The sequence below is a fragment of the Photobacterium ganghwense genome (assembly GCF_003025595.1).
GTDB lineage: Bacteria > Pseudomonadota > Gammaproteobacteria > Enterobacterales > Vibrionaceae > Photobacterium > Photobacterium ganghwense.
Genome location: NZ_PYMI01000001.1, coordinates 608,904 through 626,166, shown reverse-complemented (window position 1 = coordinate 626,166; position 17,263 = coordinate 608,904). Strand labels below are relative to the sequence as shown.

Sequence of the window (17,263 nt, the reverse complement as noted above, 5' to 3'; positions counted from 1 at the left end):
GTGCGAATAAATAGCGGTGAAATGTGCTTCTGCCCATACTTCGCATTATGGCAGACAGAGTAATCGATGGGGTCTGAATCCGGGCTGACTCAGAGCGAATCAAAAGCAAAAAAACGCCTCCTGAGAAGGAGGCGTTATCAGATGAGAGCGGATGGGGGACCCGAATCAGCTCAGGATCACGAACAGTGTCCCGGCGATGGTCAGCAGTACGTTGGCAATCGCGTAAGTGCCTGCATACCCCAGCGCGGGAATGGTACTGCGCGCGTGCTCGTTAATCATGTCCATTGCCGGGGCACAGGTACGGGCACCGATAATGGCACCAAACAGCAGGGCGCGGTTCATTTTCAGGACATAAGCACCGAACAGGTAAGCCAGCACCACCGGCACCACGCTCACCATCAGGCTGGCGGTAAACACTGCCAGGCCGACCTGGGTCAGGCTTTCAAACAGGTTAGAACCGGCACTCAGACCAATCCCGACCATAAATACCATCAACCCGAGATCTTTGGTCATATTCAGCGCGCCTTGCGGCACATAACCGAATGTCGGGTGGTTGGCCCGCAGATAGCCAAGTGTAATACCGGCGACCAGCAGACCAGCCGCACTTCCCAGACCAAAGGCAATGTGGCCGAAGGTCATGGTAATGGCACCAATCAGCAGGCCGACGATAAAGAAGCAGCAAAACGCCAGTAGGTCGGCAATCTGGCTGTGGACCGAAATAAATCCGATTCGCTCTGCCAGACCCAGCACCCGGCTCTTTTCCCCGCTGACCTGCAGGACATCCCCTTTAGTCAGCAGGATATTGTGATCCATGGGCATTTCAATCTGGGCGCGAACCACGCGGTTCAGGAAACAACCATATTCCGCCAGATTCAGCTCCGACAGGCGCTTACCGACGATGCTGTCATTCTTGACCACAATTTCTTCTTCTACGATACGCAGATCAAGCAGATCGCGGTCAAACACCTCTTTACCGTTGCGGAAGCTCGGATCCAGACGCGCATGGCTGTCCGGATAACCCACCAGGGCGATTTCATCGCCTTCCTGCAGGATGGCGTCACCATCCGGGTTGGCCAGAATCCCGTTTCGGCGAATGCGTTCGATGTAGCAGCCGGTCTGGCGGTAGATACCCAGCTCACGCAGGTTACGACCGTCAATCCAGTTGATCAGCTCCGGTCCGACCCGGTAAGCACGGATAATAGGCAAATACACCTTACGTTGGGCGCTTTCCCCGATACCACGTTCACGGGCAATTTGCTGAGAAGATTCGGCTAGATTGTGCTTTTGCAGTTTCGGCATCAGTTTGGCCAGCATGATGACGCTCACCAGACCAATCAGGTACGACATGGCATAGCCAACGCTCAGGCTGTCGGTCAGCATCTGAATATCCGCCGGATCAGTGACATCCGTCAGGCCACTGAGCAGGGCATCTTTGGCGCCCACCAGAACCGGAGTCGCGGTCAGGGAACCGGCCATCAACCCTGTTGCCAGACCCAGGTTTAGCCCCAGGTATTCTCCCATCACCACCGTAATGACAATGGCGGATATAACCACCACTAACGCCAGCAGCAGATAGTGTTTACCGTCACGGAAGAATATGCCGAAGAAATTCGGCCCCGCTTCGATACCGACACAAAAGATAAACAGCATGAAACCGATATTGAGGGCTTCCGCATCGAAGGTAAAACCGGCATTACCAAAAAGCAGAGCCGTAATTAAAACGCCGATGGAGTTTCCGAGCTGCATATTCGCAAATCGGAGTTTTCCGGCCGACAGGCCAACCGCAAGTACAACAAAGAGCAACAGAATATCATTCTGATGTAAAAGGGCGGCAACATCGATATTCACAACAAATTTATCCGCAGCAGTGAGAAAGGCAACAAAATGGTGAAATTCTAGCTGATTTTATGAGGTCGTCATACAGCAAAATGGCGGATTCCCCAGAAAAAGATGCTGTAATTTCGGGGTTTCCAGGACGGAAGATAATAAAAAAGGCTGATGTCTCAGCCTTTTTAAGAATTTGTTATCAGTTTGCTATGAAAATTACTGGAACAGACCCAGGTTTTCTTTCGCATAAGCTTCAAAATCAGTGCAACCACCGATGTGTTCCTGATCGATGAAAATCTGTGGCACGGTTTCAACCGGTTTACCAACCGTTTTTTCCAGGTCAGCCTTAGTGATACCTTCCGCGTGGATGTCAACGTAACGGTAGTTGAAGTCATCACGTTCTTCTGTCAGCTTCTCAGCCAGATCTTTAGCGCGAACACAGTAAGGGCAGCCAGGGCGACCAAAAATAACTACGAACATAATTTCTCTCCTCAAATTCGATGAACTTACTATATCGTGACTGCTGATAATGAGAAAGCGGGTTTTATCTTTTACTGTGATAGAGAAAACCGATTGATCATGAAAGGATGAGTCTCTTAACCATTTTTCGTGAGCACGTAAAAAAGCCAGGTGTTTCCACCTGGCCAAAAGAAACCAATTAGGAGGGTTTCAGCCGATACCTTGGTATCAGAAGTCGTAGCGCAGACCGGCCTGTAGTTGGTCGTCCTGGCCGTCAATTTGCTCGAACAGGTAACCGGCATAAGCACGGAAGTTACCGTTGAACTTGTACACACCTTCGAGCGCAAAGTAGTCAACGGTATCTGTGCTGATACCATTGGCTTTTTCTTCCTGGAAGTTGTACACGCCCTGGATAGTCAGTTTGTTGAACTTGTAAGCCGCTGCAATTTCGTAGGCTTTCAAATCGGCATCGCCTTTTGAACCGTCAGCATACAGACCGGCAATGTAGAAATCATTGAAGGTGTAAGCCGCCGTCAGGTTGTACTGATCTGCGTCGACATCACCTTCTTTACCGTCAACGTAACCTGCACCCACGTCCAGACCGAACGGGAAAGAGTAAACCGCAGACAGACCGTAGTTGTCAGAATCACGCTTGTCATTGGCAATGTAGTTAGCCGTGATAGTCAGCGCGTCAAAAGAACCTGCGTATAGAAAGTTGTTTTCGCGCTTGTCTTTGTTACCGTCAACCAGGTCAGCGGCATCACCACCAAAGGTTGCCAGAATATCGGTAAAATCGGTCAGAATGACCTGTGCGGAGTCTTGCTGACCGTAAGAGAACGCACCAAATTGGGTGTCGATACCGGCAAACAGGTAACGGGTATCAATTTGTTGATCTTTGCCTGATTCGACTTCCAGCTCATAAGTACCAAAGGCACCAAATCCTTCCGCCAGTTGGGTTTTACCCTTCAGGTTTACACGGGCACGGCTTTTATCTTTGAAAGAATCATTTTCAGTTGTTTTGTTTTCATCTGAGATATTGAAACGAGCTTCTGCGCGGCCACCAACGCTCAGAGTCGTTTCGTCATTTTGATAAACCGTTGCAGCGTTAACACCGCTCGCCAGCAGAGATGCAAGAACGGCCGATGCCACTGTCATTTTTTTCATTTTTGTCCCCTGGAAATATTTTTAGGCTTCATTGCTAGTTTTCGTAACGGGGGCAAGATTAGAAGGTTGAAATGACAAATATATGGATGTGTCATGTCACTTTTATGACCTGCTGGGACAAAATTTAAATCTTCGAAAACTCTTCTTTAAATCGAAATAAATCAGTCACTTTTGTCATGTAGAGGGAGTGAGGGCTTGAGCGAAATTTAACCTTTTTGTGGTGTTTGTTTGCTATTAGTCAGTAAAGCAGATAAATGCATGGTTTGCGCACTAAATTCAACGTTCTGTGATTACGAACGAACTGTGATACCGAACGAATTCTTTGCGCGCGTTTGGTGTGGGGGCCACAAAAACTTGTCCAGAATCAAAATCAGGAATCTGAAATGGCGCACACTCGATAAACTAAAGCTAACTAAGTGCGAACGGAGTGCCTATGTTTCAGTTTATGACCTCAACGCGAATCGTTTTTGGGGAAGGGGCGTTGGTCAACTCATTGTCAGCCCTCAACCAGTTTGGTTACAGCGTATTACTGGTAACCGGGAAAAGCAGCCAGCGTGCTGAGCCGGTGATTCATTATCTGAAGCAACAGGGCATGCGTTACCAGCAGGTGGCGATTCATGATGAACCGCTGATTGCCATGGTTGAGGAAATGGCTGCCATGGGGCGGAAATTTCGCCCTGATATGGTGCTGGCGATTGGCGGAGGCAGTGTACTGGACACGGGCAAAGCACTGGCAGCTTTAATTCCCAATCAGGGCAGTGTCTATGACTATGTGGAGGTTGTTGGCCGTTGCGTGCCGTTTCAGGCCAAGCCGCTGCCGTTTATCGCAGTCCCAACCACGGCCGGAACCGGGTCGGAAGTCAGCAAGAATGCCGTGCTGCGTTCGGCACAGGAAAATGTCAAAGTCAGCCTGCGCAGTCCGGATATGCTGGCCGATTTGGCGATTGTGGACCCGACGCTGACCTATGGCATGGATCAGCTTACCTCGGCCTGCTGTGGGATGGATGCGTTTACCCATCTGATGGAGTCGTATGTGTGCGGGGCGCCGAATCCGCTGACAGATATGGTGTGCGAAGAGGGACTGCGTAGACTGGCCGGAGCGATTTTGCCGGCCTGTGAAGACGATGATCCCCGGGCACGCTCAGATATGTCGTTTGCCGCTATGCTGGGTGGCATGGCTCTGGCCAACGCCAAGCTGGGTGCGGCTCACGGGTTGGCCTCGTCACTGGGTGGACGTCTGAAAGCCCCACATGGCCTGATCACGGCACAGCTGGCTCCATATGTGATGCAGGAGAATGTGCTGGCTGCGCGGGAAGCCGGCCGGGCCGATGTGCTGAACCGCTACCGACAACTGGCTTGTCTGCTGACTGGGCGGATGAACGCAGAAATCATCGACGGTATCTTATGGACCAAACGCACTCTGAAGCGACTGAATCTGCCGCAGGTATCAGAGTACGGGTTGTGCCGCACGATGTTTGATGAGGTGGCCGAAGATGCCCTGCGTTCCAATGCGATCAAGGGGAACCCGCTGCCGCTAAATAAAGTGCGGTTGCTCAGTATTCTGACTCAAATGTGCCAGTGTTCTGACACTGCGCCTGACTCGCTTGGAATGGGACTGGAGTAGCCTCACAACTTTCTTTTCAAGGTGGCCTGATCATGAGGATCCTCCCGGCGCCAGAGTGCGGCGGGGTGAGGGCTGTGGTACAGTGTGGTGTCTGAAATGAAGGGTTAGGATACGGATATTTATGAACCACACGATTGAAACCATGCTCGGCCACCGCTCTATTCGTAAATTTACGGATGCACCAATTCCTCAGTCTCAGCTCGAGATTATTCTGGACTGTGCTCGTTCGGCTTCTTCTTCAAGCTTTTTACAGTGTGTCAGTATTGTTCGGGTGACCGATCAAACCATGCGGGACAAATTGGCGGAATATGCCGGAGGACAACCTTATGTGGCATCTGCCGCTGAGTTTCTGGTGTTTTGCGCGGACTTCAATCGCCACCTGCAAATTCACCCAACGGCTCAGGTCGGGTTTACAGAGCAAACCCTGATTGGCGCAGTTGATGCAGGACTAATGGCACAAAACGCCCTGGTCGCGGCAGAGTCCTTGGGGCTGGGTGGCGTCTACATTGGCGGCCTGCGCAATAATCCGGATAAAGTGACTGAACTTCTGGCTCTGCCTAAGCACGTTATTCCGCTGTTTGGGCTGTGTCTGGGGTACCCGGATCAGGCTCCGGAAATGAAACCGCGCCTGCCGCGTGCGCTGGTGGTGCACGAAAATACCTATCAGCCGCTCGACCATGCCTTACTGGCCAGCTATGACCAGCATGTTCGCGAGTACTATCAAAGCCGCACCGGCGGGACAAAAGAGACCTCCTGGAGTGAACAAATCACGGCAACCATGGACAAGGAAGCACGTCCGTTCATGAAAGATTTTCTTCACCGTCAGGGCTTCAGCGTAAAGTAACGGGTAGTTATTGGTATTGCTGCCGGTATCAATGTCAGTATTACTGTGGTGGCCGACCGTTTCACCTTTCTATGTGTCACGACCCCAAGGACGGGCGTGACACTGTTGCCAACGAACTTTTTTCCAGGCGCTTGGTCTGAATCCTTACGCTCTGCATGCAATAGCGACCAAATAAGGATGAAAGTATGGCCATTCAACGGTCGTTTGCTGAGTTTAACGACTGAACCTCGCAGAGCGTAGAAGCAGGTATCCCTGAAACATCATTCAACAATGATAAGAAGCGGGCGATATGTACACCCGCCAAAAATTGGAAGATCACATGAAGTATTTTGGGAAAGTCGCAGCGGCTGTGCTGGCTGCGTCTTTACTCGCTGGGTGCAGCAGTTCACCTGGCTCGTCATCCGGAGCGGCTGGTGAGGTGACCACGCAAACGGCTCTCGAATCCGCACAGTCAGCCGATCAGCAGTGGCGTAACAAAGTGGTCAGTGCCGAAGCGCTGCAACGCTACTCCCCGGATAAATACAGCGCCATGATGGCGAGCTGGCAGCGCGCCGATGCTTTACTCAAAGCCATGCAGCTGTCGCCTGAGTCGGCACAACAAAGTTATTCCTTGTTCTCATCAGAGACGAATTTGGAGCGGTTCTACGCCGATATCAGGCTGGTAGAGCAGCACTACAAGCAGCTGAAAGCACTGAAGAAAGTGGCTGATGACGTACTGGAACCCGCCATGGTGCAGGTCGCCTATCTCAACAGTATTGACGCCAATGCTTACTACCGCAGTGAGTTTGTCCGGCTGAATCGGTTTTATGACCGGCTGTTTGCATTGGTTCAGGCCGGGGATCTTAATGATGCCCAGGACGAGCAGAAAGAGTTTCTTGAGCGTGCGCACAGCCTGGAAGTGAGGGTGATCAAGCGCATCTATATTGCCCCGGAAGAAGAGGCTCTGCGGGAGCTGAAAAATAATGATGTCCGGTTTTACGCGCCGGCAAGTTATGCGCGCGTGGAAGCTGAAATCGCGGCCGGAAAATCCCTGATCGACCTCTCACCACGTGCGTTTGATGCCATTAATCAGGCTGTATCCGCGATTCAGTTTGAACTGGCGCATGCCAGGCATATCGCCGGTGAAGTGAAATCATTACGTGATTTAAGTCGGGATGAGTATGAAGAGTATATTTTAGGTATTGAAGATCGCTTGCTGACAATTTCCCAATCACTAAGCGATGAAGACTTACGCGATATGCCGCTGGCTTCCCAGGCTGAACATATTCAGCAAGGGGTGGTGAAGCTTCGCCGTTTGCCAGGGGCGCCAGAACCGCTGCCTGCTTCTCATGACAGACTGGAGAACCTGCACTTGATGTTGAAACAACAGCACGCTCAGATTTCGGAATTGCAGCAGCAACTTAGTCAGCTGACCAGTAGTCCGGAAAGCACGTCACAGCAGTAGAACGTCAAGAGTTAAACTTGCAAACAAAAAAGTTATCGGCTTAAAAACACCACTTACAAAGGATTAACGTGACTCAATACGTGTCATGTTGAGTATAAAATTTCGGTCTAGAGTCAAAAAAGCAGCCCTGTGGCTGCTTTTTTTATGTTTAGTGGAAATTTGTAACTGTTGTTAATGGAGGGTTGGCACTTATCTTTCTGATTTTAAAGGGTGATAGCAGGCGTTTATAGGGTGATTACTTCGATAGATGAAATATTTGTTAACAGTTTTACGGTCTTTGAAAGCCAATAATTCTTTACAAATTTGATGTTGTTGAAGCTATTTTTGCATTTTGGGCGAAAAATAAGCAGTGTTTGTCTTGATTTGCCTGTCAGCCTCCATTAGAATTCGCGGCGCATTTGCCATGCACTCAAATTTTAATATTTATTACTTTTTTTGATTTACTCCTATTGAGGAATTCAATGTCTACGAAACTAGCAAACCCGGCACCTCTGGGCCTAATGGGCTTTGGTATGACTACCATCCTACTGAACATCCACAATGCGGGCTTCTTCCCAATTGATTCGATGATCCTGGCGATGGGTATTTTCTACGGTGGCCTGAGCCAAGTTTTCGTTGGCATGATGTGCTTTAAACGTGGTGATACTTTCGGTACGACCGCTTTTACGTCTTACGGTCTGTTCTGGCTGACTCTGGTTGGTCTGATCGTGATGCCTTACATGGGTCTGCCTGCTAGCCCGGCTTCTTTCATGGGCTGGTACCTGCTGCTGTGGGGTATCTTCACTGGCTTTATGTTCATTGGCTCTCTGTGCTACCCACGTGCTAAGCAGTTTGTGTTTGGTTCACTGACTGTACTGTTCTTCCTGCTGGCTGCTCGTGATTTTACTGGCAGTGCGCTGATCGGCACGATTGCTGGTTTCGAAGGTATCATCTGTGGTGCAAGTGCGATCTACTTCGCAATGGCTCAGGTTCTGAACAACGAATATGGCCGTATTATTCTGCCAATCGGTGAACTGAAGAAAAAAGACACTGAGCAAGTGCTGAAAGCTGCAGCGTAATCCTGAGATTAACGACTGACAAACCCTGAAAACCCGCCAATGGCGGGTTTTTTTATGTTCGCAACCAGCTCCGGTAAATTGGTATAAGCTTATTGCATTGTGTCCGGCAGTGAACGAGGGGGCAGGGTATGGCACAACGCTACGCAGCATTGATGGGGGCACTGGTGGCGGATGCCGCTGCGATGGGAACGCATCTGATTTACTCGCCTGAGCGAATTGCCAGCCTGACGGAGTTAGCGCATTTCCCTTTCATTGAACCCGATCCCGCTCACTACCAAGGGGTTGAGGGTTTCTATGCCCATGACAAGCTGACGGCTGGCGAATTGACGATTTACGGCGAGTGGCTGGCTCTGTATATCCGGTTGCTGAGTCAACCCGGCATCGAGACTCTGAGTATTCAGCAGGCGATACTGGACTTCTTTGGGCCTGGTGGAGAATTTGTCGGCTACATTGATACACCGACAAAAGCACTGCTGCTGACCCTGTTTTCGTTACCGCCCGAAGATTGGCCGGATGATTCCGGCATTGATGATGATCAGAATACCGCCCTGTGCGCCGTTCCTGCGTTGATAGCCATGAAAATGCCGTCGGATCTGCTGGAACAGGAGATTGAGCGTATTCTTGGCATTACCCATCAGAATGAGACGGCCTTGGTCTGCGCAAAAGCCTTTGCTGCCGCATTGAATGAAGGCCTGCGCTCACGTCGGATAGAGCCGGTGCTCAATGTGCTCAAGGTGAAATGCCGCGGGTTAGTTCAAATGCGTATTGAGGCTGTCAGGGCGATGGAAACGCTGGAGCAGGCGATGACAGTCGCGAGCCCGGCGTGCCACTTGCAGGACAGCTTGCCAATGGCCGCCTGGATTTTGCAAACCACCAACAGCTATACCGAAGCAATACTGAAAAATGTCGCCGTGGGAGGAGATAGCTGTGGACGGGGGATGATCTTCGGGGCACTGGCCGGAGCCTGTTACGGTTTTGGTGATGAAGCCGGTATTCCGATTTCCTGGCTGATGACCCTCCAAATGGGAGAGGCGATGGCCGAAGATATCGAACAGTTGCTACATAATTCGGGCGGTGCTTTTTAGCCTGGATTACCCGAAGCAGCCGGATCTCATGCAGGTTCTAAAGTGGCAGGTTGCTAAAGTGAAAGCCTCAGAAACAACAAAGCTCCAGAAACAATAAAGCCACCCGACTGGGTGGCTTTAGTTTTAATCAGGATTCTGCCGGAGCAGCGTCAGCCATTGGCTTCAGCTTGACAGTTCGCTTTGCTGTTTTAGCAAATAACTTTGATTGCCAGACCGCCCTGAGAGGTTTCACGGTACTTGGCATTCATGTCTTTACCGGTTTCCAGCATAGTCTCGATAACTTTATCCAGAGATACGCGTGGATCAGATGAACGACGCAGTGCCATACGTGAGGCGTTGATGGCTTTAACAGCAGCAATACCGTTACGCTCGATACATGGTACCTGCACCTGACCGGCAACAGGGTCACAAGTCAGACCCAGGTTGTGTTCCATCGCGATTTCAGCCGCCATACATACTTGCTCAGGGCTTGCACCCATCAGCTCAGCCAGGCCAGCCGCCGCCATAGAACAGGCAACACCTACTTCACCCTGACAGCCTACTTCAGCACCAGAGATAGAAGCGTTACGCTTGTACAGACCACCGATTGCGCCAGAAGCCGCAAAGTAACGAGTGTACTCTTTCGGGCCAACAGGCTGAATGAACTTGTCGTAGTAAGCCAGAACTGCCGGGATGATACCACACGCACCGTTAGTTGGTGCAGTAACCACACGACCACCCGCTGCGTTTTCTTCATTCACAGCAAATGCGTACATGTTTACCCAGTCAACAACCGTCATCGGGTCATTGGTCAGTTTTTCAGACGTCATCAGTTGCTGACGCAGTGCAGCGGCACGACGAGGTACACGTAGTGGACCAGGCAGGATGCCTTCTTCGGTCATACCACGTTCCATACACTCACGCATGGTCTTCCAGATGTTCGAGAAGTATGTCGTGATTTCGTCTTCTGAGTTCATCGCGCGCTGGTTAGCCATAACCAGAGAGCTGATTGACAGACCGTTCTCTTTACACTGGTTCACCAGCTCTTCAGCCATTGTGAATGGGTAAGGAACCACTACGCTTGATTCAGCCTCTTTACCGAAGCTCTCTTCATCAACGATGAAACCACCGCCGATAGAGTAGTAAGTCTTCGTGTAGATGTCTTCGTCGCCGACCCAAGCATGGATAGTCATACCGTTTTCGTGAAGTGGAAGGTTGGTAGTATGGAAGTTCATACCACCTTCACGAGGGAAATCAACGGTGTGGCAATGCATGCCTACTGGCAGGCGCTCAGTTTCTTCAACACGAGCAATAAAGCTTGGGATGCTGTCGATATCAACGTGCTCAGGGCTGTTGCCCGCAAGACCCATAATAATCGCGATATCAGTGTGGTGACCCTTACCGGTAAGAGAAAGCGAACCGTAAACATCAACGGTAATTTTAGTGACGTCACGAAGCTTGCCCATAGAGCGCAGGTTATCAATGAACTCTTTACCTGCTTTCATTGGACCTACAGTGTGCGAACTGGAAGGACCCACACCAATTTTGAAAATATCAAAAACACTGATCATTGCTAATACCTCAGCCCCTGGAAGCCATCTTGCCTCCTGTTGGACTGTATAGTTTTTATCATTCCCGCCCCTTCCTTGGCGAGATAATTAAAACAAAAGAGCAGGGGGCGAGTGCTTCCTGCTCTTATGCGTTTCTATATTACGTGATTTATTAAATAAGACTATGCGTTGTAGCACATTTTATTATCTTACAAAATCATTCTCACGTGGCTGATTATCACAGTATCTGTGAAGGTTGCCTTATAGTGCTCCGTAGATTACCGAAGTAATTGCGGCAATACCACATAGAGCTGTAAAAATCTGTGCAGCCTTAGTTGTCTTAAGGTTCGCCATTGCAGGTACTTTATGCATTGCGAATACTGGCATCAGGAACAGGATGGCAGCAATCATTGGCGCGCCCATGGTTTCAATCATGCCCAGGATACTTGGGTTAACAACCGCTACGATCCAGGTAGTAACAACGATGAAGACCAGAGACAGTTTTTCAATCTTGCTTACAGGCATTTCAGAGCGAGATTTCACCAGACCAACCAGACCTTCATGTGCACCCAGGAAGTGACCGAAGTAGCTTGAAGTAATCGCCGCGAACGCTACCAGTGGGCCCATCAGAGAGATCATTGGAGATTCGTGGATGTTTGCCAGGTAAGACAGCACGCTGATGTTCTGTGATTTCGCTTCTGCCAGCTGCTCTGGAGACAGAGACAGTACAACAGAGAACACGAAGAACATTACAAAGCCCATCAGCATCATAGCTGCGCCGCCAGTGATCATGTCAGTTTTTTGTACTGCGTTGTCACCGTACACACGACGTTGTTCTTTAGAGAACTGGCTGATGATTGGGCTGTGGTTGAATGAGAAAACGATGATTGGGATTGCCAGCCATACAACAGAAGGCATTGCGCTCCAGTCAGGGCTTACTGACATCATTGAAGCGTTCCACTCAGGAATCAGGAACACAGACAGTGCCAGCAGGATCAGTACCAGAGGGTAAACCATGGCTGATGTTGCTTTCAGCATCAGCTCTTTACCAAATACCACACCTGCAGTCATCGCCATGATCAAACCGCCAGACAGCAGCCAGCGTGGCACAGATTCCATGCCCATCTGGTTAACCATGAAAGAGTCAACAGTGTTGGTAATACCGACGCCGTAAATCAGAACGATAGGGTAAATAGCGAAAAAGTAAGCGAAAGTGATGATGTTAGCGCCAGCTTTACCAAAGTGTTCTTCAACAGTATCGGTAATATCTGCTTCAGGGTTTTTAGCAGAAAGAACGAAACGAGCCAGACTCTTGTGCGCGAACCAGGTCATTGGCAGCGCCAGCAGAGCCAGAATAACCAGTGGCCAGAAACCGCCAGCACCGGCTTTAATCGGAAGGAACAGAACGCCGGCACCAACAGCAGTACCAAATAACGAAAGGGCCCAGGTTAGGTCTTTATACGTCCATCCTGCTTTTGCAGTGCTATTTACTGCTGTGCTAGTAGATGTTTGCATGATTATCTATCCAAGTTAATTACGGAACGGAAATTAGGAACGGCGCGCATTTTCGCTATTTATTGCAGGAAAACATTGATCGAGATCTCGTTATGTAACGGACCGCAATTGCAATACAATTAATGGTGATCTTGATCACGCAAGGAGAGAGGGTGATATAATCAGTAGTTATCCGACGGATAATTTATGCTAATACCAGAGCTGTTTAGAGAGGACTTTGAGCATTTGGGCGGTCGCACCCCAAATTGCATATTTTTGGTAAGGGACTGAATAAATATTATGGCCTTTACCCTGAATAGAGACTTTCTGAGTGCGCATATTCATTGGGTTTAATACATAGTCCAGCGGCGCTTCGAACAATTCTTCAACCTCGTTGAAATCCAGTTCTGGCCTGTAGTGAGGCGAAACCAGTCCGAGATAGGGCGTAACCATGTAGCCGCTGATTGTCGGTAAGGCCGGCAAATGCCCGATAATATTATCACGGGTGCATAAAATTCCAGTCTCTTCGTAGGTTTCTCTGATGGCAGTATCAATCAAATCAACATCTTGAGGCTCTTTTCGCCCACCAGGAAAAGATACCTGACCCGGATGATGTTTCAGGTGTTTTGCACGGCTGGTGAAAACCACGTTGAAGCCTTCAGGGCGAGGAACCAGCGGAATTAGAACCGCAGCCTGTTTAAGTCGCAGGGATGGCTTGAGATGTGAACGTACACGGACGCTATGAGTGGAATCATAGTGTGCAGGTGGGGCCAGCATAAAGCGGGTAACGATGTGACTCGGGTTGTTCATAGGCCGTCCGTGGTTGTGTGCCTGATATTAACTATAGATGTTGATAAAACATCTGAAATGACATTTATGGGCCATATCAGGCCAGTGCCCTGCATTCCTTGCAGGAGACTTGCTGATCGCCAGTATAACCAAACTCGGCACGTTAGCAACGGTTGGAGTTTGGTATTGGTGTCGGTATCGGTGGGTGGTCAGCGAGACGGAACGCCTGTGGGGGCGGCGATTAGGCTAAAGGAATTGAATCCGTGGGTAAACGGGTCAATGAAAATGGGTCAATGCAGACGGGATAATTGACCGGATAAAAATAACGCCGGAGACAAGCTCCGGCGTTTATCAAAAACCTCAAGTCATCCGCAGAACGGAGCGTTAACGTTCCGGATTCTGAAGAATCGGCAGGATACGACTCAGTTTATCCAGTGTCTCCTGATACTCGCTCTCTGCCTGGCTGTCAGCTACCAGACCGCCGCCGGCCCAGGCGTGAATCTGACCCTCATGGGCAATCAGCGTACGAATGGTGATGCTGGTATCCATCTGGCCGCAGCGGCTGATGTAGCCGATACTGCCGCAATAAACACTGCGACGATGCGGTTCCAGTTCCTCAATGATTGCCATCGCCCGGATTTTTGGTGCGCCGGTAATGGAACCGCCGGGGAAGCACGCTCGGAGCAAATCTGTCGGCGAATAGTCGCTCGACAGTTCACCCACAACAGTACTCACCAGGTGATGGACCGCCGGGAAGCTCTCGACATCAAACAGTTTTGGCACTCGCACAGTGCCCGGTTTTGCCACCCGCCCGATATCATTGCGCAGCAAATCGACAATCATCAGGTTTTCAGAGCGATCTTTCTCGGTCGTGCGTAAGTCCTCGGCCAGCGCCGCATCTTGCTTCGCATCCGTGGATCGCGGTCGGGTGCCTTTGATTGGCTTAGTCTCGATCACTCCGTCACGGTGCTGTAGGAAACGCTCCGGCGAAACCGACAAAATGGCGCTGTCACCGGTTCGGATAAAGCCAGAAAACGGTGCCCCGTTGCAGGTTTCCAACTGTTGGTATGCCTGCCATTCGCTGCCGGTGTATTGCGCACTGAAACGCTGTGCCAGATTAATCTGATAGCAGTCGCCGGCACGCAGGTAATCCTGCACCTGGTGGAATTTGTTACAATATTCTTCCACCGTCATGTTCGCCTGCCAGTCAGATGTTAAGCGGAAGGTGGTGGTTTGTTGGTTTTTTTGTGCTTCAACTGTATCAACTACCGTTTGGGGCGTAGCACTGCGCTGCTGTGTTAACCAGTTCCGGCGGTCGCTGCCCTCCGGGCTGATCAGGTATAAACGGCGGGTCTGGTGATCCGCAATCAGTGCCCAGTCATAGATGCCGACTGCCATGTCGGCAGTAGCCAGATCTTGCTTTGCCAGCGCAGGAATGCGTTCAACCCGGCGGCCCAGATCGTAGGCAAAAAAACCGACAGCGCCGCCTGAAAAAGGCACATCTTTTATCGGGGTAATAGCTGGCAGTAGGGCTGACTGGGTGCGCTCAATCAGCGCAAACGGATCATCAGGGCTGATTTCCTCGTCGCCGTTGCGGTAAATGATTCGGGTTTCATCGCCTCGGGTCTCTAAAGTGGCTAAAGGATCAGCAACTAAAATGTCAAAACGATTATCCGGATGATCTGAGGCCGCAGAGCGTAATATCATAGCCCACGGCTGTCCCGCAAACGGTTCAAACCACGCTAATGTCGCGTCCTTGTGGTAGTCGAGCAGTTCAATGCTCAGTTCTGGGTGTGATTTACAAATCATTTTCTTTTTTGTGACAGGTGTACGATTGGCGCATAGCGCGAAATTGTCCGCAAGAGTATCATAAACGCAGAATTTATTACGACGCCCAAGGACGATCCCAGTAGCATTATTTTTTCCGGAACGGAAACGGCAATGTGAACAGAACTTCAGCCATGTGGAACATGGCCGCGTGATCACCGTATTCGTCTGCCACATACCCTACGGGCAGGCGCGGATAATGTGTATCACTCCCTACATTGGAAGCATTAAACCGGGCGCCATGGAACGATAATAATCAACGAGGCAATTATGACCGTCATTCGCAAACAAGATGTGATCAGCAGTGTGGCTGATGCGCTGCAATACATCTCTTACTATCATCCTCTGGATTTTGTCCAAGCCCTAGAACAAGCCTACCACCGTGAAGAAAGTCAGGCCGCGAAAGATGCGATTGCCCAGATTCTGATTAACTCCCGCATGTCTGCAGAAGGCCACCGTCCTATCTGTCAGGATACGGGCATTGTGACCTGTTTCGTGAATATCGGTATGGGAGTCCAGTGGGATTCAACCGATATGACGGTTCAGCAAATGGTTGACGAAGGTGTTCGCCAGGCTTACACCAACCCGGACAACCCGCTGCGTGCATCGGTACTGATGGACCCGGCTGGTAAACGTATCAACACCAAAGACAATACCCCAGCCGTGGTACACATCAATATGGTACCGGGCGACAAAGTGGAAATTCAGATCGCGGCCAAGGGCGGCGGTAGTGAAAACAAAACCAAAATGGTGATGCTGAACCCATCTGACGATATCGCCGAATGGGTAGAAAAAACGTTGCCAACAATGGGCGCAGGCTGGTGTCCACCGGGCATGCTGGGTATTGGCATCGGTGGTACGGCGGAAAAAGCGGCCGTACTGGCAAAAGAATCTCTGATGGAACACATCGATATTCAGGAACTGATCGAGCGCGGTCCGCAAAACGCCGAAGAAGAATTGCGTCTGGATATCTTCAACCGTGTCAACAAACTGGGCATCGGTGCGCAAGGTCTGGGCGGTCTGACGACTGTGGTTGACGTGAAGATTAAAACGGCACCTACGCACGCGGCTTCTAAGCCGGTGTGTCTGATCCCGAACTGTGCGGCAACCCGCCACGTTCACTTTACGCTGGACGGCAGTGGCCCTGCGGATCTTCAGCCACCTAAACTGGAAGACTGGCCACAAATCACCTGGGAAGCGGGCGCAAACACTCGCCGCGTAAACCTGGATACCGTGACAGCAGAAGAAGCGCAGGAGTGGAAAACCGGTGAAACGCTGCTGCTGTCAGGTAAAATTCTGACTGGCCGTGACGCGGCGCACAAACGCATTCAAACCATGCTGGACAATGGTGAAGGCCTGCCAGAAGGCGTGGACTTCAAAGGTAAGTTCATTTACTACGTCGGCCCGGTTGATGCTGTGGGTGATGAAGCGGTAGGTCCTGCAGGCCCAACAACGTCAACGCGTATGGACAAATTTACCGACATGATGCTCGATAAAACCGGCATCATGGGCATGATTGGTAAAGCGGAGCGTGGTCCTGCAACGGTTGAATCGATCAAAAACCACAAAGCGGTTTATCTGATGGCTGTTGGTGGCGCAGCGTACCTGGTTTCTAAAGCAATCAAGAAAGCGCGAGTGGTGGCATTTGAAGACTTGGGTATGGAAGCGATCTACGAATTTGAAGTCGAAGATATGCCGGTCACGGTTGCGGTCGACTCGCAGGGTGTGAATGCGCACCAAGTGGGCCCGGATACCTGGAAAGTGAAAATCGCAGAGATGGAAAACGCCTAAGCGTTAGTCAAATCAGATGTGAATCAATTGCTTAAGTGCAATGAGTGGAAAGGAGCCTTCTCGGCTCCTTTTTGTTTTTTGAGCTCTTTTGATATTTTTAATTTGTTGATTTTTTTTGAAATCGTCCCTTCGTTTATCGAGCCGGCCTCAGGGGTTTGATATGCTTTCTGGTTCGTTTAATGAATTGTTTTTTGTCAGTTTTTAGTGCCCCGTTAAAAAAATGAAGCAGTGGGTGGACTATAGTAATAACGAGCCGCAGGTAGTGGCATATAGTCCATTCCAGGTTTGTTGCGGGCTATTCATAACAACAAAAACAACACTGAGGAAA

Annotated in this window: 13 protein-coding genes; 6 read left to right on the top strand and 7 right to left on the bottom strand. The window is 50.3% G+C overall.

Annotation, left to right across the window (positions count from 1 at the left end):
- Positions 1-165: 165 nt before the first annotated feature.
- The 3 genes from C9I92_RS02715 to C9I92_RS02705 form a co-directional block, all read right to left on the bottom strand.
- Positions 166-1,848: an aspartate:alanine antiporter gene (locus tag C9I92_RS02715; protein WP_047884088.1), complete on the bottom strand. Its 1,683-nt coding sequence runs from the start codon at positions 1,846-1,848 to the stop codon at positions 166-168.
- Between the two features lie 195 nt (positions 1,849-2,043).
- The gene (locus C9I92_RS02710; protein WP_047884089.1) at positions 2,044-2,307 is read right to left on the bottom strand and encodes a GrxA family glutaredoxin; all 264 of its coding nucleotides are present in this window, start codon (positions 2,305-2,307) and stop codon (positions 2,044-2,046) included.
- Positions 2,308-2,514: 207 nt separating this feature from the next.
- The gene (locus tag C9I92_RS02705; protein WP_047884090.1) at positions 2,515-3,450 is read right to left on the bottom strand and encodes a porin; all 936 of its coding nucleotides are present in this window, start codon (positions 3,448-3,450) and stop codon (positions 2,515-2,517) included.
- A gap of 433 nt (positions 3,451-3,883) precedes the next feature.
- On the opposite strand from C9I92_RS02705, the gene C9I92_RS02700 reads away from it, so the two are divergent.
- The 5 genes from C9I92_RS02700 (at position 3,884) to C9I92_RS02680 (ending at position 9,505) form a co-directional block, all read left to right on the top strand.
- Positions 3,884-5,074 (top strand): iron-containing alcohol dehydrogenase, encoded by a 1,191-nt coding sequence (locus tag C9I92_RS02700; RefSeq protein WP_047884091.1) that lies wholly within the window; start codon positions 3,884-3,886, stop codon positions 5,072-5,074.
- 121 nt (positions 5,075-5,195) lie between these two features.
- Positions 5,196-5,918, top strand: a complete 723-nt coding sequence (nfsA, locus tag C9I92_RS02695; RefSeq protein ID WP_047884092.1) for an oxygen-insensitive NADPH nitroreductase — start codon at positions 5,196-5,198, stop codon at positions 5,916-5,918.
- Between the two features lie 319 nt (positions 5,919-6,237).
- A complete protein-coding gene (locus C9I92_RS02690; protein ID WP_146149657.1) occupies positions 6,238-7,362 on the top strand; it encodes a hypothetical protein in 1,125 nt (374 codons plus the stop codon).
- A gap of 461 nt (positions 7,363-7,823) precedes the next feature.
- Entirely contained in the window at positions 7,824-8,420 is a 597-nt protein-coding gene (locus tag C9I92_RS02685) for an acetate uptake transporter (RefSeq protein ID WP_047884093.1), read from the top strand.
- Between the two features lie 128 nt (positions 8,421-8,548).
- Positions 8,549-9,505 (top strand): ADP-ribosylglycohydrolase family protein, encoded by a 957-nt coding sequence (locus tag C9I92_RS02680; RefSeq protein WP_047884094.1) that lies wholly within the window; start codon positions 8,549-8,551, stop codon positions 9,503-9,505.
- 188 nt (positions 9,506-9,693) lie between these two features.
- Here C9I92_RS02680 and C9I92_RS02675 read toward each other — a convergent pair whose 3' ends face one another.
- The 4 genes from C9I92_RS02675 to pabB form a co-directional block, all read right to left on the bottom strand.
- Positions 9,694-11,055: an L-serine ammonia-lyase gene (locus C9I92_RS02675; protein WP_047884095.1), complete on the bottom strand. Its 1,362-nt coding sequence runs from the start codon at positions 11,053-11,055 to the stop codon at positions 9,694-9,696.
- Between the two features lie 240 nt (positions 11,056-11,295).
- On the bottom strand, positions 11,296-12,549 hold the full coding sequence (locus C9I92_RS02670) for an aromatic amino acid transport family protein (RefSeq protein WP_047884096.1): 1,254 nt from the start codon (positions 12,547-12,549) through the stop codon (positions 11,296-11,298).
- 189 nt (positions 12,550-12,738) lie between these two features.
- Positions 12,739-13,338, bottom strand: coding sequence for a CoA pyrophosphatase (locus tag C9I92_RS02665; protein WP_053061731.1), 600 nt, complete (start codon positions 13,336-13,338; stop codon positions 12,739-12,741).
- A gap of 363 nt (positions 13,339-13,701) precedes the next feature.
- The gene (gene pabB, locus C9I92_RS02660) at positions 13,702-15,126 is read right to left on the bottom strand and encodes an aminodeoxychorismate synthase component I (protein WP_047884097.1); all 1,425 of its coding nucleotides are present in this window, start codon (positions 15,124-15,126) and stop codon (positions 13,702-13,704) included.
- A gap of 288 nt (positions 15,127-15,414) precedes the next feature.
- Here pabB and C9I92_RS02655 point away from each other — a divergent pair, with 288 nt between their 5' ends.
- Positions 15,415-16,935, top strand: coding sequence for a fumarate hydratase (locus C9I92_RS02655; protein ID WP_047884098.1), 1,521 nt, complete (start codon positions 15,415-15,417; stop codon positions 16,933-16,935).
- The last annotated feature ends 328 nt before the right edge of the window (positions 16,936-17,263 follow it).